The organism is Citrobacter amalonaticus (assembly GCF_018323885.1).
Taxonomy (GTDB): Bacteria; Pseudomonadota; Gammaproteobacteria; order Enterobacterales; family Enterobacteriaceae; genus Citrobacter_A; species Citrobacter_A amalonaticus.
Window position 1 is genome coordinate 343022 of sequence record NZ_AP024585.1, and the last position, 24534, is coordinate 367555.

Annotated in this window: 17 protein-coding genes and 2 pseudogenes; 14 read left to right on the forward strand and 5 right to left on the reverse strand. The window is 53.6% G+C overall.

Translation table 11 applies throughout. The annotated features are described in order from the left end of the window. Positions 1-77: 77 nt before the first annotated feature. The 4 genes from KI228_RS01630 (at position 78) to gntU (ending at position 3870) form a co-directional block, all read left to right on the forward strand. Positions 78-773 (forward strand): pirin family protein, encoded by a 696-nt coding sequence (locus KI228_RS01630; protein ID WP_043001767.1) that lies wholly within the window; start codon positions 78-80, stop codon positions 771-773. 90 nt (positions 774-863) lie between these two features. Then, positions 864-1859, forward strand: coding sequence for a gluconate operon transcriptional repressor GntR (gene gntR / locus KI228_RS01635; RefSeq protein ID WP_042998462.1), 996 nt, complete (start codon positions 864-866; stop codon positions 1857-1859). Between the two features lie 139 nt (positions 1860-1998). After that, positions 1999-2526, forward strand: a complete 528-nt coding sequence (gntK, locus tag KI228_RS01640) for a gluconokinase (protein ID WP_042998461.1) — start codon at positions 1999-2001, stop codon at positions 2524-2526. A gap of 3 nt (positions 2527-2529) precedes the next feature. Further along, positions 2530-3870, forward strand: a complete 1341-nt coding sequence (gene gntU / locus KI228_RS01645; RefSeq protein ID WP_042998460.1) for a gluconate transporter — start codon at positions 2530-2532, stop codon at positions 3868-3870. Between the two features lie 37 nt (positions 3871-3907). On the opposite strand, the gene yhgN is transcribed toward gntU, so the two are convergent. Continuing rightward, positions 3908-4501 carry an NAAT family transporter YhgN gene (gene yhgN, locus KI228_RS01650; RefSeq protein ID WP_042998459.1) on the reverse strand — a complete coding sequence of 198 codons (594 nt, stop codon included), beginning with the start codon at positions 4499-4501 and terminating at the stop codon, positions 3908-3910. Between the two features lie 190 nt (positions 4502-4691). Between yhgN and asd the strand changes: the two genes are divergently transcribed. The 7 genes from asd (at position 4692) to KI228_RS01685 (ending at position 16319) form a co-directional block, all read left to right on the forward strand. After that, a complete protein-coding gene (asd, locus tag KI228_RS01655; protein WP_104010277.1) occupies positions 4692-5798 on the forward strand; it encodes an aspartate-semialdehyde dehydrogenase in 1107 nt (368 codons plus the stop codon). 267 nt (positions 5799-6065) lie between these two features. Further along, the gene (glgB, locus tag KI228_RS01660) at positions 6066-8252 is read left to right on the forward strand and encodes a 1,4-alpha-glucan branching enzyme (protein ID WP_042998457.1); all 2187 of its coding nucleotides are present in this window, start codon (positions 6066-6068) and stop codon (positions 8250-8252) included. After that, positions 8249-10222 (forward strand): glycogen debranching protein GlgX, encoded by a 1974-nt coding sequence (glgX, locus tag KI228_RS01665; protein WP_061069313.1) that lies wholly within the window; start codon positions 8249-8251, stop codon positions 10220-10222. The genes glgB and glgX overlap by 4 nt, the downstream gene beginning before the upstream one ends. A 17-nt stretch (positions 10223-10239) precedes the next feature. Further along, positions 10240-11532, forward strand: coding sequence for a glucose-1-phosphate adenylyltransferase (gene glgC, locus KI228_RS01670; RefSeq protein ID WP_042998455.1), 1293 nt, complete (start codon positions 10240-10242; stop codon positions 11530-11532). Positions 11533-11534: 2 nt separating this feature from the next. Further along, positions 11535-12968, forward strand: a complete 1434-nt coding sequence (gene glgA / locus KI228_RS01675; protein WP_042322968.1) for a glycogen synthase GlgA — start codon at positions 11535-11537, stop codon at positions 12966-12968. Positions 12969-12987: 19 nt separating this feature from the next. Further along, complete coding sequence (gene glgP, locus KI228_RS01680) at positions 12988-15435, forward strand: glycogen phosphorylase (RefSeq protein WP_044263852.1); 2448 nt, start codon at positions 12988-12990, stop codon at positions 15433-15435. A gap of 128 nt (positions 15436-15563) precedes the next feature. Next, a complete protein-coding gene (locus tag KI228_RS01685; RefSeq protein ID WP_042998453.1) occupies positions 15564-16319 on the forward strand; it encodes an IclR family transcriptional regulator in 756 nt (251 codons plus the stop codon). Positions 16320-16368: 49 nt separating this feature from the next. Here KI228_RS01685 and KI228_RS01690 read toward each other — a convergent pair whose 3' ends face one another. From KI228_RS01690 to glpD, 4 genes and pseudogenes are all read right to left on the reverse strand, one after another. Further along, positions 16369-17274 (reverse strand): dihydrodipicolinate synthase family protein, encoded by a 906-nt coding sequence (locus KI228_RS01690; RefSeq protein WP_090050301.1) that lies wholly within the window; start codon positions 17272-17274, stop codon positions 16369-16371. Between the two features lie 53 nt (positions 17275-17327). Next, complete coding sequence (ilvD, locus tag KI228_RS01695) at positions 17328-19043, reverse strand: dihydroxy-acid dehydratase (RefSeq protein ID WP_044253539.1); 1716 nt, start codon at positions 19041-19043, stop codon at positions 17328-17330. Next, positions 19040-20371: an MFS transporter gene (locus tag KI228_RS01700; RefSeq protein WP_042998451.1), complete on the reverse strand. Its 1332-nt coding sequence runs from the start codon at positions 20369-20371 to the stop codon at positions 19040-19042. The genes ilvD and KI228_RS01700 overlap by 4 nt, the downstream gene beginning before the upstream one ends. A 409-nt stretch (positions 20372-20780) precedes the next feature. Then, positions 20781-22289 (reverse strand): annotated as a pseudogene (glpD, locus tag KI228_RS01705) (glycerol-3-phosphate dehydrogenase). Positions 22290-22486: 197 nt separating this feature from the next. Here glpD and glpE point away from each other — a divergent pair. The 3 genes and pseudogenes from glpE to KI228_RS01720 all read left to right on the forward strand — a co-directional run bounded on the left by glpE (position 22487) and on the right by KI228_RS01720 (position 24498). Continuing rightward, a complete protein-coding gene (glpE, locus tag KI228_RS01710; protein ID WP_042998449.1) occupies positions 22487-22819 on the forward strand; it encodes a thiosulfate sulfurtransferase GlpE in 333 nt (110 codons plus the stop codon). Positions 22820-22893: 74 nt separating this feature from the next. After that, complete coding sequence (gene glpG, locus KI228_RS01715; protein WP_141227370.1) at positions 22894-23724, forward strand: rhomboid family intramembrane serine protease GlpG; 831 nt, start codon at positions 22894-22896, stop codon at positions 23722-23724. Positions 23725-23739: 15 nt separating this feature from the next. After that, positions 23740-24498, forward strand: a pseudogene (locus KI228_RS01720) (DeoR/GlpR family transcriptional regulator). Positions 24499-24534: the final 36 nt, after the last annotated feature.

Sequence of the window (24534 nt, forward strand, 5' to 3'; positions counted from 1 at the left end):
GTCAATTTTCACCCTCTATGATTGATGATGGATTCGGTCCACACTTACTCCATTGAAAACATCTGGGGGTGAACACAATGATCTACTTACGCAAAGCAAACGACCGTGGCCACGCGAATCATGGCTGGCTGGATTCCTGGCATACCTTCTCTTTTGCTGACTACTACGATCCCAACTTTATGGGCTTCTCGGCACTGCGCGTGATTAACGACGACGTGATTGACGCCGGTCAGGGTTTCGGTACCCACCCGCATAAAGACATGGAAATTCTGACCTACGTGCTGGAAGGCGCAGTAGAACACCAGGACAGCATGGGCAATAAAGAGCAGGTGCCAGCAGGTGAATTCCAGATTATGAGCGCGGGGACCGGGATTCGGCACTCTGAGTACAACCCGAGCAAAACGGATCGTCTGCGTCTGTATCAGATCTGGATCATTCCGGAAAAAACCGGCATCACGCCGCGTTACGAGCAGCGCCGCTTCGACGCCACACAGGGTAAACAACTGGTGTTGTCACCGGACGCTCGCGACGGCTCGTTGAAAGTGTACCAGGATATGGAACTGTATCGCTGGGCGCTGGTGAAAGGTGAGCAGTCAGTACACCAGATTGCTGCTGAACGTCGCGTCTGGATCCAGGTGGTAAAAGGCGAGGTGAGCATTAACGGCACGAAAGCCACCACCAGCGACGGTCTGGCGATTTGGGATGAGCAGGCGCTGTCAATTCATGCTGACAGCGATAGTGAAATCCTGCTGTTTGATCTGCCGCCTGTATAAATAATTACGCAACCTTCCCTTTAAACGGGGAAGGTTGTGCTTTGTCCGTGATAAACTGAGCAAATCTCTCACTTACGATTTCTCAGGACGATGAAGAAGAAAAGACCCGTACTTCAGGATGTAGCTGACCGTGTTGGTGTGACCAAAATGACGGTCAGCCGTTTTTTGCGTAATCCGGAGCAAGTCTCCGTTGCATTGCGGGGCAAGATCGCTGCTGCACTTGATGAACTGGGTTATATTCCCAATCGCGCACCTGATATCCTCTCCAACGCCACTAGTCGGGCCATTGGCGTACTGCTGCCGTCGTTAACCAACCAGGTTTTTGCCGAAGTTTTACGCGGTATTGAGACCGTGACGGATGCGCATGGTTATCAAACCATGCTGGCGCACTACGGTTATAAGCCGGAGATGGAACAGGAACGTCTGGAGTCGATGCTCTCCTGGAACATCGATGGTCTGATCCTGACTGAACGTACCCACACGCCGCGCACGTTGAAAATGATCGAAGTGGCGGGGATTCCGGTGGTTGAACTGATGGACAGTCAGTCGCCCTGCCTTGATATCGCCGTCGGTTTTGACAACTTTGAAGCCGCGCGTCAAATGACCGCCGCGATTATTGCACGCGGGCATCGTCATATCGCCTATCTGGGGGCACGTCTTGACGAACGTACTATCATCAAACAGAAGGGTTACGAACAGGCGATGCTGGATGCCGGTCTGTTGCCCTACAGTGTGATGGTGGAGCAGTCTTCTTCTTACTCTTCGGGGATTGAGCTTATCCGTCAGGCGCGTCGTGAATACCCGCAACTGGACGGTATCTTCTGTACTAACGATGACCTGGCGGTGGGCGCGGCCTTTGAATGCCAGCGTTTAGGGTTGAGGATCCCGGATGACATGGCGATCGCTGGTTTTCACGGCCATGATATCGGTCAGGTGATGGAACCGCGTCTGGCCAGCGTGCTGACGCCGCGTGAGCGTATGGGCAGCATTGGCGCAGAGCGTCTGCTGGCGCGTATTCGTGGGGAGAGCGTCACGCCAAAAATGTTAGATTTAGGTTTCACCTTGTCACCGGGTGGATCTATTTAACCCGACAAATTTGAAGTAGCTCACACTTATTCACTTCTCGCACGTTTGGATATTGCTTCTGTTTTAGTCAGGTTGGACAATGTTACCGATAACAGTTACCCGTAACAATTCCTGATCCTTGTACTGTGGGGGCACCACTTTGAGCACGACTAATCATGATCACCACATTTACGTTCTGATGGGCGTATCGGGCAGCGGTAAATCCGCTGTCGCCAGCGAAGTGGCGCATCAACTGCATGCCGCGTTTCTTGATGGCGATTTTCTCCATCCGCGTCGCAACATTGAGAAAATGGCCTCCGGTGAGCCGCTCAATGATGACGACCGTAAGCCGTGGTTGCAGGCGCTGAATGACGCCGCGTTTGCGATGCAGCGTACCAATAAGGTTTCGCTGATCGTCTGTTCCGCACTGAAAAAACATTACCGTGATCTGCTGCGTGACGGTAATCCGAACCTTTCTTTCATCTACCTGAAAGGCGATTTCGACGTGATCGAAAGCCGTCTGAAGGCGCGTAAAGGCCATTTCTTCAAAACCCAGATGCTGGTGACGCAGTTTGAAACCCTGCAAGAACCGGGTGCAGACGAAAGCGACGTACTGGTGGTGGATATCGATCAGCCACTGGAAGGTGTTGTTGCCAGCACCATCGAGGTCATTAATAAAAGGCAGTAAGTTTTGAGTACATTAACGCTTGTTTTAACAGCAGTAGGCTCCGTTCTGCTGCTGTTGTTTTTAGTGATGAAGGCGCGTATGCACGCCTTCGTTGCTTTGATGGTGGTGTCTATTGGTGCAGGTCTCTTTTCTGGTATGCCGCTCGATAAAATCGCGGCGACAATGGAAAAAGGGATGGGAGGTACGCTGGGCTTCCTGGCGATTGTGGTCGCTCTGGGGGCTATGTTTGGCAAGATTTTGCATGAAACGGGCGCAGTCGATCAGATTGCGGTCAAAATGCTGAAATCCTTCGGCCACAGTCGCGCGCATTATGCGATTGGGCTGGCGGGACTGATTTGCGCGCTGCCGCTGTTCTTTGAAGTGGCCATTGTTCTGCTGATAAGCGTCGCATTCTCGATGGCGCGTCATACCGGTACAAACCTGGTGAAGTTGGTGATCCCGCTGTTTGCGGGCGTGGCGGCGGCCGCGGCATTTCTGCTGCCGGGGCCTGCGCCGATGCTGCTCGCTTCTCAGATGCACGCCGACTTTGGCTGGATGATTCTGATTGGTCTGTGTGCCGCCATTCCAGGGATGATTATCGCCGGGCCGCTGTGGGGCAACTTTATCAGCCGCTACGTTGAGCTGAATATTCCAGACGATATTACCGAACCGCACCTGGGCGAGGGCAAAATGCCGTCCTTTGGCTTCAGCCTGTCGCTGATCCTGTTGCCGCTGGTGCTGGTGGGACTGAAAACTATCGCCGCACGTTTTGTGCCGGTCGGTTCTACGGCTTACCAGTGGTTTGAATTTGTCGGTCACCCGTTCACCGCGATTCTGGTGGCTTGTCTGGTGGCGATTTACGGCCTGGCGATGCGTCAGGGGATGCCGAAAGATAAGGTCATGGAGATTTGCGGTCACGCGCTGCAACCGGCGGGTATCATCCTGTTGGTGATTGGTGCTGGCGGTGTCTTCAAGCAGGTGCTGGTGGATTCTGGCGTGGGGCCGGCGCTGGGTGAAGCGCTGACCGGGATGGGCTTGCCGATTGCCATTACCTGCTTCGTGCTGGCGGCAGCGGTGCGTATCATTCAGGGCTCCGCGACCGTAGCCTGCTTAACGGCGGTGGGACTGGTGATGCCAGTAATTGAACAACTGAATTTCTCCGGGGCGCAGATGGCGGCACTGTCTATCTGTATCGCGGGGGGGTCGATCGTCGTCAGCCACGTGAACGATGCCGGTTTCTGGCTGTTCGGGAAATTCACCGGTGCGACAGAAGCACAAACGCTGAAGACCTGGACAATGATGGAAACCATCCTCGGCACCGTGGGTGCGATTGTGGGTATGGTGGCGTTTTCACTGCTCAGTTGAAAAAAGGTAGGCCGGGCAATCGCCCGGCCCTATTGTTTTATCCCTTCATCCACATCCGGATGCCGTCCAGGAACATCTGGGTCGCCATCATCACCAGAATCAATCCCATCAGGCGTTCCAGCGCATTTACCCCTTTCTCACCCAGCAGACGCAGAAACAGCGACGACTGCAGCAGAATCACAAACGTACCGCCCCAGGCCAGCAGCAAGGCAATCACCAGATGCCCCATTTGATTAGGATACTGATGCGATAACAACATCAACGTGGCCAGAATCGTTGGGCCGGCAACTAACGGGATCGCCAGCGGGACAATAAAGGGCTCTTCGCCTGCCGGAAGGCCTGCGCTGTTTCCGGTGGCACTGGGGAAGATCATCTTGATGGCAATCAGGAACAGAATAATGCCCCCGGATATTGAAACCGTTTCGGCTCGCAAATTCAGGAATGCGAGAATTTTCTCGCCCGCGAAAAGGAAAATCAGCATCAGTAACAGCGCAATGAACAGCTCGCGCACCATGATTGCCCGACGCCGCTTCGGTTCGGTATGTTTCAGTACGGACATGAAAATGGGCAAATTACCGAGCGGATCCATAATCAGGATCAATAAAACGGCTGCAGAAATGATTTCATTCATAACTCAAATTCCCTGATAATTGCCTCGGACTTTCTGCTCGCTTAAGCAGCGGGATAAGTCGCATTTCTGATGGCATCGCTATCATTGATTAAATTCACTTGCGACTTTGGCTGCTTTTTGTATGGTGAAGGATGAGCCAGTAGGACACTGGTCAGCATACACAGCACACATCTTTGCAGGAAAAAACGCTATGAAAAATGTTGGTTTTATCGGCTGGCGCGGTATGGTCGGCTCTGTTCTCATGCAACGCATGGTTGAAGAGCGCGACTTCGACGCCATTCGCCCTGTTTTCTTTTCAACTTCCCAGCTTGGGCAGGCCGCGCCGACGTTCGGCGGTACCTCGACCGGCACACTTCAGGACGCTTTCGATCTGGACGCGCTGAAAGCGCTCGATATCATTGTGACCTGTCAGGGCGGCGATTATACCAACGAAATCTATCCAAAGCTTCGTGAAAGCGGATGGCAGGGTTACTGGATTGACGCGGCCTCTGCGCTGCGCATGAAAGATGACGCTATCATTATCCTCGACCCGGTTAACCAGGATGTTATCACCCGGGGCCTGAACAACGGGATTAAAACCTTCGTCGGCGGTAACTGTACCGTTAGCCTGATGCTGATGTCGTTGGGCGGTCTGTTTGCCCATGACCTGGTGGACTGGGTGTCGGTCGCGACCTACCAGGCGGCCTCCGGCGGCGGCGCGCGTCATATGCGCGAATTGCTCAACCAGATGGGCCAGTTGCATAACTACGTCGCTGATGAACTGGCAACGCCTTCCTCCGCTATTCTCGATATCGAACGCAAAGTTACCCAACTGACTCGTAGCGGCGAACTGCCGGTAGATAACTTTGGCGTCCCGCTGGCAGGTAGCCTGATTCCGTGGATCGACAAACAGCTTGATAACGGCCAGAGTCGCGAAGAGTGGAAAGGCCAGGCGGAAACTAACAAAATCCTTGATACCTCATCCGTCATTCCGGTCGATGGCCTGTGCGTGCGCGTTGGCGCGCTGCGTTGCCACAGCCAGGCGTTCACTATCAAACTGAAAAAAGACGTTTCCATTCCGACCGTGGAAGAACTGCTGGCGGCTCACAATCCGTGGGCGAAAGTGGTGCCAAACGATCGGGATATCACCATGCGTGAGTTAACCCCAGCGGCCGTTACCGGCACGTTGACCACGCCAGTTGGCCGTTTGCGTAAGCTGAACATGGGACCGGAGTTCCTGTCAGCCTTTACGGTAGGCGACCAGTTGCTCTGGGGGGCTGCAGAGCCGTTGCGACGTATGTTGCGCCATCTGGCGTAATCGCGTTGGTTTACAAGGGGTGCTGAGTCACCCCTTTTTATGCGTAAAAAAGGAGTAAACGCAAATGTATAGTCTTTATGCAGGAGTTAATGAAAGTGTTGGCTATTCTTTAAGGGTGTCCTGATCTCAGTATCAGGGCTTTACCTGAAGGTAGGACGGGGCAGAGAGGATGCACAATTGTGCTGCACCGTTCAGGTCAAAAAAAGTGTCGCTGACTGATGTCGAAAATCAGTTGGAGGAGTGACACCAAAAAACAGGATGAAAACCATGTCCGATCGTATCGATAGAGACGTGATTAATGCGCTAATCGCAGGCCATTTTGCGGATCCTTTTTCCGTACTCGGTATGCACCAGACCTCAGCCGGACTCGAAGTCCGCGCGCTTTTACCTGACGCCACTGAAGTGTGGGTGATCGAACCTAAAACCGGGCGCAAAGTCGGCAAACTGGACTGCCTCGACTCACGCGGTTTTTTCAGCGGTGTATTACCTCGCCGTAAAAATCCTTTTCGTTACCAGCTCGCTGTTGTCTGGCACGGCCAGCAAAATCTGATTGATGATCCCTACCGTTTTGGTCCTCTTATTCAGGATATGGATGCCTGGCTGCTGTCGGAAGGCACCCATTTGCGTCCGTATGAAACGCTGGGGGCGCATGCGGACACCATGGATGGCGTCACGGGTACCCGTTTCTCCGTCTGGGCGCCGAATGCGCGCCGCGTTTCCGTAGTCGGACAATTTAACTTCTGGGATGGTCGCCGTCACCCGATGCGTCTGCGCAAAGAAAGCGGCATCTGGGAACTGTTTATCCCCGGCGCACAGCATGGTCAGCTCTACAAATATGAGATGATCGACGCCAACGGTAATCTGCGGGTGAAAGCCGACCCTTACGCCTTTGAAGCACAGATGCGTCCGGAAACGGCCTCGCTTATTTGCGGTCTGCCCGAAAAAGTGGAACAGACCGAGGCGCGCAAAAAAGCGAACCAGTTTGACGCGCCAATCTCCATTTATGAAGTCCATCTGGGCTCGTGGCGTCGCCATACCGATAACAACTTCTGGCTGAGCTATCGCGAGCTGGCTGACCAGCTCATCCCGTACGTGAAATGGATGGGCTTTACCCATCTCGAACTGCTGCCGGTGAATGAGCATCCGTTTGACGGCAGTTGGGGTTATCAGCCAACGGGACTTTATGCGCCAACGCGTCGTTTTGGCACGCGCGATGATTTCCGTTATTTCGTGAACGCCGCGCATCAGGCGGGCTTGAACGTCATCCTTGACTGGGTGCCGGGCCACTTTCCGTCGGATGATTTTGCTCTCGCGGAGTTCGATGGCACCAAACTGTACGAGCATAGCGACCCGCGCGAAGGGTATCACCAGGACTGGAACACGCTGATCTACAACTACGGTCGTCGTGAAGTCAGTAACTATCTGGTGGGCAACGCCCTGTACTGGATTGAACGCTTTGGTATTGACGCCCTGCGCGTGGATGCCGTGGCGTCGATGATTTATCGCGATTACAGTCGCAAAGAGGGCGAGTGGATCCCGAATGAATTCGGCGGCCGCGAAAACCTGGAAGCGATTGAGTTTTTACGCAATACCAACCGCATTCTCGGTGAGCAGGTGCCGGGGGCGGTGAGCATGGCGGAAGAGTCGACGGATTTCGCGGGCGTCTCCCGACCGCAGGATATGGGCGGTCTGGGTTTCTGGTACAAGTGGAACCTTGGCTGGATGCACGACACCCTCGATTACATGAAGCTGGATCCGGTTTATCGTCAATATCATCACGATAAGCTGACCTTCGGCATGCTCTACAACTATACCGAAAACTTCGTTCTGCCGTTGTCGCATGACGAAGTGGTCCACGGTAAGAAATCGATTCTCGACCGCATGCCGGGCGACGCGTGGCAGAAATTTGCCAACCTGCGCGCTTACTATGGCTGGATGTGGGCCTTCCCGGGTAAAAAACTGCTGTTTATGGGCAACGAATTCGCTCAGGGGCGCGAGTGGAACCATGACGCCAGCCTTGACTGGCATTTGCTGGAAGGCGGCGACAACTGGCACCACGGTGTGCAGCGTCTGGTGCGCGACCTCAACCTGACCTATCGTCACCACAAAGCGTTACATGAGCTCGACTTTGACCCTTACGGCTTCGAATGGCTGGTTGTCGATGATAAAGAACGTTCAGTACTGATTTTTGTCCGTCGCGATAAGGTCGGGAACGAAATTATCGTCGCCAGCAACTTCACGCCGGTGCCGCGTCACGATTACCGCTTTGGCGTCAATCAGCCGGGTAAATGGCGCGAAATTCTCAATACTGACTCGATGCACTACCACGGCAGCAATGCCGGGAACGGCGGGGCGGTCCATACCGATGAGATTTCCAGCCACGGACGCCCGCAATCCCTGAGTCTGACGCTGCCGCCGCTGTCGACAATCTGGCTGGTTCGGGAGGCGGAATGACGCAACTGGTTGCCGGTAACGCCACACCGCATGGCGCAACGTATGACGGACATGGCGTGAATTTCACGCTCTTTTCCGCCCATGCCGAGCGCGTTGAGCTGTGTGTGTTTGACGCGTCGGGCAATGAGCAGCGCTACGACCTGCCAGCGCGCACCGGAGATGTCTGGCACGGCTATCTGGCCGACGCCCGTCCCGGTCTGCGTTATGGCTACCGCGTGCATGGGACGTGGCAGCCAGCGCAGGGTCACTGGTTTAATCCGGCTAAGCTGTTGATTGATCCCTGCGCGCGTCGCGTAGAGGGCGACCTGAAAGATGACCCGCTGATGCATGCGGGTTATGACCAGCCGGATCATCGCGATAACGTCGCCATTGCGCCGAAGTGCGTGGTGACCGTCGATCGCTATGACTGGGAAGACGATGCCCCGCCGCGCACGCCGTGGGGCAATACCGTCATCTATGAGGCACATGTCAAAGGTTTAACCTACCTGCATCCGCAAATCCCGGCAGAGATTCGCGGCACGTACCACGCGCTTGGTCATCCGGTGATGATCGATTATCTGAAGCATTTGGGGATTACCGCGCTGGAATTGTTGCCCGTGGCGCATTTCGCCAGTGAACCGCGTTTACAACGGCTGGGGTTGTCGAACTATTGGGGCTACAACCCCGTCGCGCTGTTTGCGCTGCATCCAGCCTATGCCTGCTCGCCAGAGACGGCACTGGATGAATTTCGCGATGCTGTTAAGGCGCTGCACAAAGCCGGCATTGAGGTCATTCTCGACATTGTACTCAACCACAGCGCTGAGCTGGATCGGGACGGGCCGCTCATCTCCCTGCGCGGAATCGACAACCGTAGCTATTATTGGATCAGAGAGGATGGTGATTATCACAACTGGACCGGTTGCGGTAACACGCTCAATCTCAGCCATCCTTGCGTGGTGGAGTATGCCCTTGAATGCCTGCGTTACTGGGTTGAAACCTGCCATGTCGATGGTTTTCGTTTTGATCTGGCATCGGTGATGGGGCGTACGCCGGCGTTTAGCCAGGATGCACCATTGTTTACCGCCATCAAACAGTGCCCGGTGCTGTCCGGCGTTAAGCTTATCGCTGAACCCTGGGATATCGGGGCCGGTGGGTATCAGGTGGGGAATTTCCCTGCGCCGTTCGCGGAGTGGAACGATCATTTTCGCGATGCGTCACGCCGCTTCTGGCTACAGCGCAATGTGTCGCTCGGCGAGTTTGCCGGGCGTTTTGCGGCCTCCAGCGACGTGTTTAAGCGCGATGGACGCAAACCTTCCGCTTCCGTCAATCTGGTCACCGCGCATGACGGTTTTACGCTCAGAGACTGCGTTTGTTTCAATCAGAAACACAATGAGGCAAACGGAGAGGAAAATCGGGACGGAACCGACAATAACCATAGCAATAATCATGGTAAAGAAGGATTAGGCGGCACTCTGGAGGTCGTCGAACGTCGCCGCGACAGCATTCATGCGTTGCTGACGACGCTTTTACTTTCTCAGGGAACGCCCATGTTACTGGCCGGTGATGAACACGGACACAGTCAGCATGGCAACAACAACGCCTATTGCCAGGACAATGCGTTGACCTGGCTGGACTGGTCGCAGGCGAGCGGGGGATTAATCGATTTTACCGCCGCATTAATCAAACTGCGCCAGCAAATCCCGGCGCTGGTGGGAGACTACTGGTGGGAAGAGGGAGATGGCAACGTGCGCTGGCTTAATCGCTACGCGCAACCACTGAGTGCGGATGAATGGCAAAACGGGCCAATGCAGATACAAATCCTGCTGTCGGATCGTTTTCTTATTGCCATCAATGCCGCGCTTGATACTGCTGAAATTGTTTTACCTGAAGGGGAATGGCGCGCTGTTCCCCCGTTTGCCGGAGAGGATAATCCGGTAATTACGGCTGTCTGGCCGGGACCTGCGCACGGACTGTGTGTGTTCCAGAGATGATCAAAAAGGAGTTAGTCATGGTGAGTTTAGAGAAGAATGATCGTTTAATGTTGGCGCGCCAGTTGCCGTTGAAATCGGTTGCCCTGATTCTGGCGGGCGGACGTGGCACTCGTCTGAAAGATTTAACCAACAAACGTGCAAAACCGGCCGTTCACTTTGGTGGTAAGTTTCGCATTATTGATTTTGCGTTATCCAACTGTCTTAACTCCGGGATCCGCCGTATTGGCGTCATCACGCAATATCAATCTCACACTCTGGTACAGCATATTCAGCGTGGTTGGTCGTTCTTCAGCGAGGAGATGAATGAATTTGTCGATTTGCTGCCTGCTCAACAAAGAATGCAGGGCGAAAACTGGTATCGCGGCACGGCGGATGCGGTGACGCAGAACCTGGATATCATCCGTCGCTATAAGGCGGAATATGTGGTGATCCTGGCGGGTGACCATATCTATAAGCAAGATTACTCCCGCATGCTGATCGACCACGTCGAGAAAGGCGCGCGCTGCACCGTCGCCTGTATGCCGGTGCCGATCGAAGAGGCCAGCGCGTTCGGCGTAATGGCGGTCGATGAAAACGATAAGATTATTGAGTTCGTGGAAAAACCGGCGAACCCACCCGCCATGCCAGGCGATGCCACGAAATCGCTCGCCAGCATGGGGATCTACATTTTTGATGCTGATTACCTTTATGAGTTGCTGGAAAAGGATGACAGCGACGAAGGTTCAAGCCATGACTTCGGCAAAGATATTATTCCGACAGTCACCAAAGCTGGCATGGCTTATGCACATCCTTTCCCGTTGTCCTGCGTTCAGTCGGATCCTGAGTCCGAGCCGTACTGGCGTGACGTCGGAACGCTGGAAGCCTACTGGAAAGCAAACCTCGATCTGGCATCCGTGACCCCGGAACTGGATATGTACGATCAGAACTGGCCGATTCGCACCCACATGGAATCGCTACCGCCGGCGAAATTTGTGCAGGACCGCTCGGGAAGCCACGGCATGACGCTGAACTCACTGGTTTCGGGCGGCTGTATTATTTCCGGTTCCGTCGTAGTGCAGTCCGTTCTGTTCCCGCGCGTGCGGGTGAATTCATTCTGTAATATTGATTCGGCAGTGTTGTTACCTGAAGTCTGGGTTGGCCGCTCATGTCGCTTGCGCCGCTGCATTATCGATCGCGCCTGCGTTATCCCTGAAGGCATGGTGATTGGCGAAAATGCGGAAGAAGATGCCCGTCGCTTCTACCGCTCCGAGGAAGGCATTGTGCTGGTGACGCGCGAAATGTTGCGCAAACTGCAGGTCAAACAGGAGTGAGAATGCAGGTTTTACATGTATGTTCGGAGATGTTTCCCCTGTTGAAAACAGGTGGTCTGGCAGATGTGATTGGCGCGTTGCCGGCGGCGCAAATCGCGGATGGTGTTGATGCCCGCGTTTTGCTGCCCGCGTTTCCCGACATTCGTCGGGGCATCACGGATGCGCAAGTAGTCAGCCGTCGCGACACATTCGCGGGCAGGATTAGTCTGCTGTTTGGTCATTACAACGGTGTGGGGATTTACCTGATTGATGCCCCGCATCTTTACGATCGTCCGGGGAGTCCGTATCACGATACGAACCTGTTTGCCTACACCGATAACGTACTGCGTTTTGCGCTGCTGGGATGGGTAGGATGTGAAATGGCCTGTGGGCTTGATCCATTCTGGCGCCCGGACGTGGTGCATGCGCACGACTGGCATGCTGGCCTGGCGCCTGCGTATCTGGCCGCGCGCGGACGTCCGGCGAAATCGGTGTTTACCGTGCACAACCTGGCGTATCAGGGCATGTTTTATGCACAGCATATGAATGACATCCAACTGCCATGGTCGTTCTTTAACATGCATGGGCTGGAGTTTAACGGTCAGATTTCATTCCTGAAGGCCGGTCTGTACTACGCCGACCACATCACGGCGGTCAGCCCGACCTATGCGCGGGAGATCACCGAGCCGCAGTTTGCCTACGGTATGGAAGGGTTGCTGCAACAGCGCCATCGTGAAGGGCGGCTTTCTGGCGTTCTGAACGGGGTGGATGAGAAAATCTGGAGTCCAGAGACGGATCTCTTGCTGGCGTCGCGCTATACGCGGGATTCGCTGGAAGAGAAGGCGGAAAACAAACGCCAGTTGCAGATAGCAATGGGACTCAAGGTCAATGACAAGGTTCCGCTGTTTGCCGTCGTCAGTCGCCTGACCAGCCAGAAGGGGCTGGACCTGGTGCTGGAGGCGTTGCCGGGCCTGCTGGAGCAGGGCGGACAACTCGCACTGCTGGGGGCGGGCGATCCGGTGTTGCAGGAAGGTTTCCTTGCCGCCGCTGCCGAATATCCCGGTCAGGTCGGTGTGCAGATTGGCTATCACGAAGCGTTTTCGCACCGCATCATGGGCGGCGCGGACGTCATTCTGGTACCGAGCCGCTTTGAACCGTGCGGCTTAACGCAACTCTACGGGCTGAAGTACGGTACGTTGCCGCTGGTACGGCGTACCGGTGGACTGGCAGATACGGTGTCCGACAGCTCGCTGGAAAACCTTGCCGATGGCATCGCCAGCGGGTTTGTGTTTGAGGACAGCAACGCCTGGTCCCTGCTACGGGCTATCCGGCGCGCTTTCGTGCTGTGGTCTCGACCTTCGCTCTGGCGGTTTGTGCAACGGCAAGCGATGGCGATGGATTTTAGCTGGCAAGTCGCGGCGAAGTCATACCGCGAGCTTTACTATCGCTTGAAATAGATATTCAGGAATCATCATTATGAATGCTCCATTTACCTATGCATCGCCGACGCTGAGCGTAGAAGCGCTTAAGCACTCTATCGCTTACAAGCTGATGTTCACGATTGGTAAAGACCCGGTTATTGCCAATAAGCATGAATGGCTGAACGCGACGCTGTTTGCGGTGCGCGATCGTCTTGTGGAGCGCTGGCTGCGTTCTAACCGAGCCCAACTGTCCCAGGAAACCCGCCAGGTTTATTACCTGTCGATGGAATTTCTGATTGGACGTACCCTTTCCAATGCGCTGTTATCGTTGGGGATTTATGACGATGTCCAGGGCGCTCTGGAAGCGATGGGATTAGATCTTGAAGAACTCATCGATGAAGAAAACGACCCGGGTCTCGGTAACGGCGGTCTCGGGCGGCTGGCTGCCTGTTTCCTGGATTCGCTGGCAACCTTAGGGCTGCCGGGGCGTGGCTATGGTATCCGCTACGACTACGGGATGTTCAAGCAGAACATCGTCGATGGGCGACAGAAAGAGTCTCCTGATTACTGGCTGGAATATGGTAACCCGTGGGAATTCAAACGCCATAACACGCGGTACAAAGTTCGCTTTGGCGGACGTATTCAGCAGGAAGGCAAGAAAACACGCTGGCTTGAAACCGAAGAGATCCTCGCGGTCGCCTACGACCAGATTATCCCCGGTTATGACACTGACGCCACCAACACGCTGCGTCTGTGGAATGCGCAGGCCAGTAGCGAAATTAACCTCGGTAAATTCAACCAGGGCGATTACTTCGCCGCTGTGGAAGATAAAAACCACTCCGAGAACGTGTCGCGCGTGCTGTATCCGGATGACTCCACCTATTCCGGACGCGAACTGCGTCTGCGTCAGGAGTATTTCCTGGTTTCGGCAACGGTGCAGGATATCCTGAGCCGTCATTATCAGTTGCACAAAACCTACGACAACCTCGCGGATAAGATTGCCATTCACCTGAATGACACGCACCCGGTGCTGTCGATCCCGGAGCTGATGCGTCTGCTGATTGACGAACATCAGTTCACCTGGGACGACGCGTTTGAAGTGTGCTGCCAGGTTTTTTCCTACACCAACCACACGCTGATGAGCGAAGCACTGGAAACCTGGCCGGTGGATATGCTGGGCAAAATCCTGCCGCGCCATCTGCAGATCATCTTTGAAATTAACGACTACTTCCTGAAAACGTTGCAGGAGCAGTATCCGAACGATACCGGTCTGCTGGGACGCGCGTCGATCATTGACGAGTCCAATGGTCGCCGCGTACGTATGGCGTGGCTGGCGGTGGTGGTGAGTCATAAGGTGAATGGTGTTTCCGAGTTGCACTCTAACCTGATGGTGCAGTCGCTGTTCGCGGATTTTGCGACCATTTTCCCGACCCGTTTCTGCAACGTGACGAATGGAGTGACGCCGCGCCGCTGGTTGGCGTTGGCAAACCCGTCGCTTTCCGGCGTTCTGGACGAGAACATTGGCCGTACATGGCGTACCGATCTGAGCCAACTGCATGAACTTGAACAGCACTGCGATTTCCCGCTGGTCAATCATGCGGTGCGTCAGGCGAAGCTGGAAAACAAAAAGCGGCTGGCAAACTATATCGCGCAGCAACTCAACGTGGTGGTGAATCCGAAATCGCTGTTTGATGTCCAGATCAAGCGCATTCATGAGTACAAGCGTCAGTTAATGAATGTGCTGCACGTGATTACGCGCTACAACCGCATTAAGGCCGATCCTGATGCGCAGTGGGTGCCGCGGGTGAATATTTTTGCCGGTAAGGCCGCATCGGCCTATTACATGGCGAAGCACATCATTCACCTGATTAATGACGTCGCGAAAGTCATCAATAACGATCCGCAGATTGGCGATAAGCTGAAAGTGGTGTTTATCCCCAACTACAGCGTGAGCCTGGCACAGCTGATCATTCCGGCGGCAGATCTGTCTGAGCAGATTTCGCTGGCGGGGACCGAAGCCTCCGGCACCAGCAACATGAAGTTCGCACTCAACGGCGCGTTGACTATTGGTACGCTGGACGGGGCGAACGTGGAGATGCTGGAACACGTTGGCGAAGAGAACATCTTTATCTTTGGTAACACGGCAGAAGAGGTCGAAGAACTGCGCAGGCAGGGCTATAAACCGCGTGAATATTACGATAAAGATGAGGAACTGCATCAGGTGCTGACCCAAATCGGCAGCGGCATGTTCAGCCCGGAAGAACCTGGGCGTTATCGTGATCTGGTGGATTCGCTGATCAACTTCGGCGATCACTATCAGGTACTGGCGGACTACCGCAGCTATGTCGATTGTCAGGACAAGGTGGACGACCTGTACGGACGTCCGGAAGAGTGGACCGCCAAAGCGATGCTCAATATCGCCAACATGGGCTACTTCTCCTCTGACAGGACCATCCAGGAGTATGCTGACCACATCTGGCATATTGATCCGGTACGGTTGTAAGTCGTCATGTTAAAAAAGGAGCCTTCGGGCTCCTTTTTTGTGCGCGGTGATTGCGCATTGATATGGAATAATAACCGTCTGCTGGTGTATAGTGTCCGAGGAATTAATTATAATTAATTGATAAGTATATGAAAAAAATCACAACATCGATTCCTGCCCTCGACAAAATTATGCGCGTCTTCGCTTATCTGATGGAATGCGATGGCGCGACGTTCACGCAAATTCATCAAAATTCAGGAATCGCAAAAAGCAGTACCTCCTCTTTACTGACGGGCATGGTTGCGCATGGCTTATTGCGTCAGGAAAAAGACAAATATTATCTTGGGTTACGGCTCTACGAATTAGGGAATAAAGCCGCTGAACAGTACGATATTAAAAAAATCGCGCTGCCCGTACTGGAAGAAATTCGTAATGCGACGGGTTTAACCTGCCATCTTGGCGTACTTGAAGGCGACTCTCCTATTTATCTTCTCAAGCTGGAAAGCCCACAGGCAATTGTGATCCGTAGTTGGGAGGGCAAGCGCCTTTCGCTGCACAGTTCTGGTCTGGGGAAAGTGCTGATTGCCTGGCTTAATTCGGAAGAGCTGGATGAGTTGCTGCCGCCCGATCAGGTTCTGACGCGCTATACCGAAACGACGATTACCGATGTGGATATCCTCAAGCAGGAATTAGCCGGGATCCGTCAGCGCGGTTGGGGCTATGATAACGAAGAAGATTCTTTAGGCGTCCGTTGTATCGCGGTGCCCATATTTAATGCCGAAGGGAAGGTGGTGGCGGCCTTGAGTGTGTCAGGCGTCGCGTTCCAGATCCCGGATGATAAACGAGAAACGCTTGCCATGCAGATGATGGATGCCAGTCGTCGCCTGTCGTCGATGTTGCGCTAGTCTTTTCGCTGCTAAATGAAAAGGCGGGCGCTAAGCCCGCTGATGAGAGTTACAACCCGGCGCGCTGTAGAACCTTTTTCAGGCTGGTGATATGTGCCTCATTTGCCGGTTGCACTGGCGGCATGACCTCAACCGAGATATCAATGCCACTGAGTTGAATGGCTTTTTTGATAATCCCGAAGAAAGGCGTATCCAGACTGTAAATAGTTGATAACGCAGACAGTCGACGTTGCAGGCGAAACAAGGTCTCATATTCTTTTTCGCGCCAGGCACGATAAATTCCACAGGTTAACTGCGGAGCAAAGTTAGCAGTTGCAGGGATCCCGCCATTTCCTCCCAGGATCAACGTGTCCATCATATATTCATCGTAACCAGAGAAAATAACAAAATCAGGGCGAATCGGTCGTACGGTATTGATGATTTCGCGAATATGGCTAATGTTATCCACGGTATCTTTAATGCCAATGATATTGGGAATGTCATGTGCCAACCGGGTAATTAAATCAATGCTGAGATCCTGGCCGGTAAGCGCCGGAAAGTTATAGAGAATAACCGGCGTGTTGATACTTTCGGCGACAGTTTTGAAATGGTGATAAATATACTCATCGGTCAGTCGTGCATAATAAGGATTGAGGACCAGTACGGCATCGACTTCCAGACTGTCAGCATGCCGACCGTAATCAATGACGTCTTGCGTGCTGGTACTGCTGATCCCTAACAACACCGGAATTCGATGATTGATATGTTGAACGCAAAACTCAGCGGCTTCCAGACGCTGCTCTTTTGTCATATGGCAGAACTCACCGCCGCTGCCAAGTAATAATACGCCGTTAACCTCGTTCGCAATAAGATGGTCAAGTAATGTCGCCATCCCTTTCTTATCTAATTTCCCCTGGGCATTAACAATGGTCGGAACAGGCGGAAAGACACCGTTGAATTTTTCAGTTTGCATAATGATTTTATCCTTAAAAGCAGGTGGGCTGGCGATAATGCCGCCCACCAGGGACGTTATTTAATCCAGGCTCCCGCCATTAATGAGGTTGCGTTGGTCGTAAATTGCTTAAAGACGCCGCGTCGATTTGAATAATCCGGTTTTGTCCAGTTTGTCCGACGGCGTTCAAGACAGTGTTGAATTTCTTCTTCTGTTTTGTACTCACCGTGAATACCCACAATGTTGAGCTTGCGCCCCTTGACGTCCATTTCGATGAGGTCGCCGTCTTCGACAAGCGCAATGGGACCGCCATCGGCGGCTTCCGGTGAAACATGGCCGACGCAAGGGCCGCTGGTTGCGCCGGAGAAACGACCATCGGTAATCAGGGCGACTTTGCCATCAAGACGTTTGTCGTAAACAATCGCGTCTGTGGTCATGAGCATCTCCGGTGCTCCCGAACCTTTAGCCCCTTCATAACGGATAAAAATGACATCACCCGGTTCGATGTGGTTATGAATAATGGCTTGTTGGGCATCCTCTTCCGAATTGAAAACGCGCGCAGGGCCGGTATGGTGGTGCATCTCTGGCGCGCAGGCGGCATATTTAATGACTGCGCCTTCTGGTGCGATATTGCCTTTTAACACGGCAATCGACCCTTTCTTGGTGGCGTTTTCCGGCTTACGAATCACCTCTTCCGGGCTGACCCGATAATTACTCAGATAACCGTGGTTGCGGGTAAAGAAACCGGACTGATGGAGCATTTCCAGGTTTTCCCCCAGCGTCCGGCCAGTCACCGTCAGGACATCCAGATCCAGATAGTCGCGAAGATACCATTGCACCATCGGCACGCCGCCCGCGAACCACATCATTTCAGTCACATACTGACCGCTGGGTTGAATGTTGGTGAGGTAAGGGATCTCATTGTTTATCTGGTCAAACAACTCAGGTTTCAGTTCCCAACCCAGTTCATGGGCTATCGCCGGGAGATGGATCATGGCGTTGGTGCTGCCACCGATGGCGGCATGGACCTTAATGGCGTTTTCAAAGGCGGCAGGCGTGAGGATTTTATGCGTCGTGATATTTTTCTCTGCCAGGTATAACGCCTGATGACCGGCGTTTCGCGCGATGCGGCGAATTTCCGCCAATGTCGAGGGCAGCAATGCGCTTCCCGGTAAGGCAAGACCGAGCGCTTCAGACATGCACTGCATCGTGCTGGCGGTGCCCATAAACTGGCACGCGCCTGCTGTCGGGCAACCGCACTGCTGCATGGCTTCCACCTGCTGGATGCCTATCTCGCCTTTCTTGAGTTTGGCGGTAATACCACCGAGATCGGACGTGCTCATATTCGGTGCCGGACGCATTGAGCCGCCGGGGATATGCAGCATCGGTAGATTCAGGCGCGCAGCGGCGATCAGATGCGCCGGGATCGATTTATCACAACTGGAGATCAAGATACCGGCATCGTATGGTACGACGGAAGCATGAATTTCGACCATGTTCGCGATAGCCTCACGGGAGGCTAAGATATAGTTCATCCCGTCATGACCCTGACCCCAGCCATCACAAATATCGGTCACGTGGTGACGAACGGCACGACCGCCGCTTTCGTGAATGCCTAAGACGGCTTCATCGCCCAGATGATTAAGATGAAAGCTACCGGGATGACTTTCGCCATAGCAATCATCCACCAGAACCTGCAGTTTATTGACATCTTCTTTGGTGTAATTCATCCCCAGACGCAGGGCGTCCAGTTGTGACCACAGGTCACGGGCGTGTTGGCATTTCTGACTCATTTGGCGATTCCTTCTTGTTTGAGCGACGTCTCAGGCGCCGATGCATGATGAGGGTTGCTACTGCCTGCAGGACGGGCAGTAACCGAAGGTAAACTGAACAGCAGCGCGACGGCGATGAGGAGTGCGGCAACCAGCACCGTCATCCCTGCGGTTTGTGAGAATGTGACGGTTAACAGGCCCACCAGATAAGGACCAATAAAACCGCCAATGTTACCTAATGCGTTGATGGTGCCGCGTACGCCGCCCAGCACGTTGGGAGAGAAGAGTAATGGCGGTAATGTCCAGAACGGTCCCGCATAGGCCTGCAGGAAGAAGCCGCAGATGACCATCATGCCGTACGCCAGCCAGATGTTATCTTTCAACAGCAGGGAGAGTGCGAGACAGGCGGCAAAGCCCAGCAACGGAATTGCCGTATAGAGGCGGCGATTCATGGTTTTGTCGCACCATTTGGCGATGTAGTACTGACCGACGATGCACAAAATGTACGGTGCCGCAGTCAGTAAGCCGACGATAGTCATTCCGCTGCCGGTCAGGTGTTTAATCAGGTTTGGCATCCAGAGGGCGAAGCCGTAGAAACCAACCTGCACGAAGAAATAGATACCGATCAGTTTCCATAAGTTAATGCTGCTCAGAACATTGCGAATGCTGCTTGTCTCACCGGCGATCGTCAGTGTGCGATCGGCCTCCAGTTTCTGTTCGATCCAGGTGCGCTCTTTAGGATCCAGCCATTTGGCCTGATGAGGATGGTCAGAAACCAAAGGCAGCCAGACGAACAGCAGGCCGAGAGAAAGTAAGCCTTCGATGATGAACATTTCTCGCCAGCCATAGGTTTCGATCAGCCAGCCGGAAAGCGGCCCGGTGATGATTGAGGCCACGGCAAGGTTCATCTGGAAATAGGCAATCGCTCTTGCGCGTTCTTCATTAGGGAACCAGTGACCGATCAGCGCCAGAATAGCGGGATAGACCGCACCCTCAGCGACGCCAAGGACAAAGCGGATAATCAGTAATTGGGTTGGAGTCTGGACGAAGCCTGTCAGCAGCGCGAACCCGCCCCATGCGACGATGGTCCAGGCGATTAATTTCTTGGCACTGTATCGTTCCGCAATTTGACCGCCGGGAATTTGCAAAAAGATATAACCAATAAAGAAAATACCGGCGACCAGACCGGCAAACGAGGCGGTCATCCCCAGGTCTTCGTCCATTCCTCCCGCAATCCCAATTGCGATGTTCGTCCTGTCCATGTAAGCCACGATATAAACGAGGATGGTAGCTGGAATGATGTGCAGCCAGCGCCCTCGCGTAGTTGGTTTATCGAGTTCAATGCTCATTAGCGCATCCCTTAATAGTAGAGGTAGTTTGTTCTGTATATAGAACTATTGTTCTGTATGCAGATACTATGAGGGGATAAATTTTGAGCGTCAATTCCATATTCTCAGCAAGGTTATATTTTGTGATTTGCTTCATATCCTGCTGCAACACTCACCGGAAAGTGTTCTGGCACGAAAAAAAGAGGGTTGAAAACAAAGGGGAATGGCTGACAGGCTGATTCTGGTTACCGATTTTCGCCGGATAAAGAACGCACACGCGAACAGGCAACGTATTCCATACGGGGAATGGCGGTGTTTTTTGAGGATTTCAGGGGCGGGGAAGTAAGTGTTTCGTCATCGCAGTGCGCGTTGTGTTGTAGAGGGAAACATAAAAACGCCCGATAGCGTGTCGCTATCGGACGTGAGGAGATTACGATGCCAGTGAAAGCTGATGTTTCGCGACGTACTCTGCCAGCCACTGGGTCATGCGAGACTGCTGTTCGGCGTTGAGCCACATCCCTTCTTTGGTACGACGCCACAGCGCATCGTCTGCACGGCGAACCCATTCGTGGTCTACCAGATATTTCAGCTCTGCTTCGTAGAACTCATGGCCGAAATCTTCGCCTAAATCCGCGACAGAGGTGGCTTCGCCGAGGATCCACTCTGTGTTGCTGCCGTAGGTGCGTGAGTAATGGCGCGCCAGCGATTCTGTCAGGAACGGATAACGACGGCGCAGTCTCGCCGCGTAGTCTTCGCGATCGCCACCGATTTCACCGCCTGGCAGCACGCAGTCTTTGGTCCATGCCGGGCCAATGCCCTGATAGTACGACGACAGTTTCTCCATCGCGTGCTCGGCGAGCTTACGGTAGGTGGTCAGTTTACCGCCGAAGACAGAAAGCAGCGGCGCTTTGCCATTTTCATCATGAATATCCAGCGTGTAATCGCGGGTGATGGCCTGTGGTGAATCCGACTCGTCGTCGCACAGCGGGCGCACACCGGAATAGGTCCAGACGATATCGTCACGACCAAGCTGTTTCTTAAAGTGCGCGTTATAGACTTTCAACAGGTAATTGATTTCGCTTTCGTCGATTTTTACCGCTTTCGGATCGCCTTTGTACTCGACGTCGGTGGTGCCGATGATGGAGAACTCATCCATCCACGGAATAACAAACACAATGCGTTTATCTTCGTTTTGCAGAATGTAGGCTTGTTTCTGGGTATGGACGCGCGGCACCACGATGTGGCTGCCTTTGATCAGGCGAATACCGTATGGCGAAGGCAGATGCATACCTTCGTCGAAAAATTCTTTCACCCACGGACCCGTGGCGTTGACCAGCCCACGCGCCTGCCAGGTGAATGTCTTACCGGTATCGATATCTTCGGCTTCGACGATCCACAGACCGTTTTCGCGACGCGCAGAGGTTGCACGAGTGCGGGTTAACACTTCCCCACCTTTTCGCACCACCATCTGGGCATTGGCCAGCACCAGACGCGCATCGTCGACCCAGCAGTCGGAATATTCGAAACCGCGCACAATTTCCGGTTTCAGTACCGACTATGCGCCAAAACGCAAACCGGCAGAACCCGGTAAGCTGGTGCGTTTACCTAAATGATCGTACATAAACAGACCAATACGAATCATCCATGCCGGACGCAGGTGAGGGCGATGCGGCAGGCGAAAGCGCATTGGGAAGGCAATATGCGGGGCCATTTTCAGCAGCACTTCGCGTTCAGCCAGCGCTTCGCTCACCAGCCGGAATTCGTAGTGTTCCAGGTAGCGCAAGCCACCGTGGATGAGTTTAGAACTGGCAGAGGAGGTTGCGCACGCAAGATCTTGCGCTTCCAGCATCAGCACGGATAAACCGCGTCCAGCGGCATCTGCCGCGATACCGGCACCGTTGATGCCTCCCCCTATCACAATCAGATCTTTGGTTTCCATGCTGCCCTCGTGCGCTTTCGTTATGGCTCATAAATGTTCGTTATCGAGCATAATAGCAAAGAAACGCTCCATTGGTAACATCGAATAAACAATTTACAGTGATACATATAACATTATGGCGTTTCACTCCCATGGGGACGTACACTAACGGATAAAATGCCGAAAACGTTTCACCTGCACGATAAAGAAGAGAAAGTATGGATCAGTTTGAATGTATTAATGTTGAAGAAGCGCACCAGAAGCTGCATCAGGGCGCGGCGGTACTGGTGGATATCCGCGATCCACAAAGTTATGCGATGGGGCATGCTCCCCAGGCATTTCACCTGACGAACGACACGCTGGGCTCGTTTATGCGCGATCACGATTTCGATACGGCGGTTTTGGTCATGTGCTACCACGGCAACAGCAGCAAAGGCGCGGCGCAATATTTGCTTCAGCAAGGCTATGACGCGGTCTACAGCGTAGACGGCGGATTTGACGCCTGGCATCGCCATTTCCCTGCCGAAGTGGCATACGGTTCGTCTTCATAGCCAACAAAGATGCAGCTTGAAATTAGAAGGGTATATATACTGTCCTCTTTTGTATGGATTAAGCGACAGCAACCATGTTGATGATTACCTCTTTTGCTAACCCCCGCGTGGCGCAGGCCTTTGTTGATTACATGGCGACGCAGGGCGTTATCCTGACCATTCAACAACATCATCAAAGCGATGTCTGGCTGGCGGATGAAACGCAGGCCGAACGTGTGCATGCTGAGCTGGCGAGTTTTATGGAGAACCCTGGCGATCCGCGCTATCTCGCGGCCAGCTGGCAGTCCGGTCATACTGGCAGTGGACTGCGTTATCGCCGCTTCCCGTTTATTGCCACACTGCGTGAGCGTGCCGGCCCGGTCACCTGGCTGATTATGGCGGCCTGCATTCTGGTATTTATCGTCATGAATATCGTTGGCGATCAAACCGTAATGGTGTGGCTGGCCTGGCCGTTTGACCCATCATTACAGTTTGACGTCTGGCGCTACTTCACTCACGCCTTCATGCACTTTTCGCTGATGCATATCCTCTTCAACCTGCTGTGGTGGTGGTATCTTGGCGGTGCGGTTGAAAAACGTTTAGGCAGCGGCAAACTGATAGTGATTACGGTCATCAGCGCCCTACTGAGCGGATATGTACAGCATAAGTTTAGCGGCCCGTGGTTCGGCGGGCTTTCCGGCGTCGTTTATGCGCTGATGGGTTACGTCTGGCTGCGTGGCGAGCGCGATCCGCAAAGCGGAATCTACCTGCAGCGCGGGCTGATTATTTTCGCGCTGATTTGGATCGTCGCCGGATGGTTTGATTTGTTTGGGATGTCGATGGCCAATGGCGCACATATCGCCGGGCTGGCAGTTGGGTTGGCAATGGCGTTCGCGGATACGTTAAATGCGCGAAAACGAACATAGTTCCAGGGAATAACAATGAAACAAACACAACGACATGATGCAATCATTGAGCTGGTAAAAAAACAGGGATACGTCAGTACTGAAGAGCTGGTGGAGCATTTCTCCGTTAGCCCACAAACGATTCGCCGGGATCTCAATGACCTGGCCGAACAAAACATGATTCTGCGTCATCACGGTGGCGCGGCGCTACCGTCCAGTTCCGTCAACACACCGTGGCACGATCGTAAAGCCACGCAGACGGCGTAAAAAGAGCGTATTGCGCGTAAAGTTGCCTCGCAGATCCCTAACGGTTCAACGCTGTTTATTGATATCGGGACCACGCCCGAGGCCGTGGCGTACGCGCTACTCGACCACAGCAATTTACGTATTGTGACCAACAACCTCAACGTGGCGAACACGCTGATGGTAAAAGAGGATTTTCGCATAATTCTCGCGGGTGGTGAACTTCGCAGCCGGGACGGCGGTATTATTGGCGAAGCGACGCTCGACTTTATTTCTCAGTTCCGCCTGGATTTCGGCATTCTGGGGATCAGCGGCATCGACAGTGACGGCTCGCTGCTGGAATTCGACTATCACGAGGTGCGTACCAAGCGCGCAATTATTGAGAATTCCCGCCACGTCATACTGGTGACGGATCATTCGAAGTTTGGCCGTAATGCGATGGTGAATATGGGCAGTATCAGTCTGGTGGATGCGGTATATACCGATGCTCTGCCCCCAGCAGGGGTAATGAAGGTGATCACCGATAACCATATTCAACTGGAACTGTGTTAAAGGTACTGCATGTCCCCGGTGTGCCGGGGACATGCA

Excerpts from the sequence above, each read along its gene's own strand:
- KI228_RS01630 (WP_043001767.1), top strand. The coding sequence starts at position 78 with ATGATCTACTTACGCAAAGCAAACGACCGTGGCCACGCGAATCATGGC.
- gntR (WP_042998462.1), top strand. The coding sequence starts at position 864 with ATGAAGAAGAAAAGACCCGTACTTCAGGATGTAGCTGACCGTGTTGGT.
- yhgN (WP_042998459.1), bottom strand. The coding sequence starts at position 4,501 with ATGAATGAAATCATTTCTGCAGCCGTTTTATTGATCCTGATTATGGAT.
- asd (WP_104010277.1), top strand. The coding sequence starts at position 4,692 with ATGAAAAATGTTGGTTTTATCGGCTGGCGCGGTATGGTCGGCTCTGTT.
- glgB (WP_042998457.1), top strand. The coding sequence starts at position 6,066 with ATGTCCGATCGTATCGATAGAGACGTGATTAATGCGCTAATCGCAGGC.
- glgX (WP_061069313.1), top strand. The coding sequence starts at position 8,249 with ATGACGCAACTGGTTGCCGGTAACGCCACACCGCATGGCGCAACGTAT.
- glgC (WP_042998455.1), top strand. The coding sequence starts at position 10,240 with ATGGTGAGTTTAGAGAAGAATGATCGTTTAATGTTGGCGCGCCAGTTG.
- glgA (WP_042322968.1), top strand. The coding sequence starts at position 11,535 with ATGCAGGTTTTACATGTATGTTCGGAGATGTTTCCCCTGTTGAAAACA.
- glgP (WP_044263852.1), top strand. The coding sequence starts at position 12,988 with ATGAATGCTCCATTTACCTATGCATCGCCGACGCTGAGCGTAGAAGCG.
- KI228_RS01685 (WP_042998453.1), top strand. The coding sequence starts at position 15,564 with ATGAAAAAAATCACAACATCGATTCCTGCCCTCGACAAAATTATGCGC.
- ilvD (WP_044253539.1), bottom strand. The coding sequence starts at position 19,043 with ATGAGTCAGAAATGCCAACACGCCCGTGACCTGTGGTCACAACTGGAC.
- KI228_RS01700 (WP_042998451.1), bottom strand. The coding sequence starts at position 20,371 with ATGAGCATTGAACTCGATAAACCAACTACGCGAGGGCGCTGGCTGCAC.
- glpE (WP_042998449.1), top strand. The coding sequence starts at position 22,487 with ATGGATCAGTTTGAATGTATTAATGTTGAAGAAGCGCACCAGAAGCTG.
- glpG (WP_141227370.1), top strand. The coding sequence starts at position 22,894 with ATGTTGATGATTACCTCTTTTGCTAACCCCCGCGTGGCGCAGGCCTTT.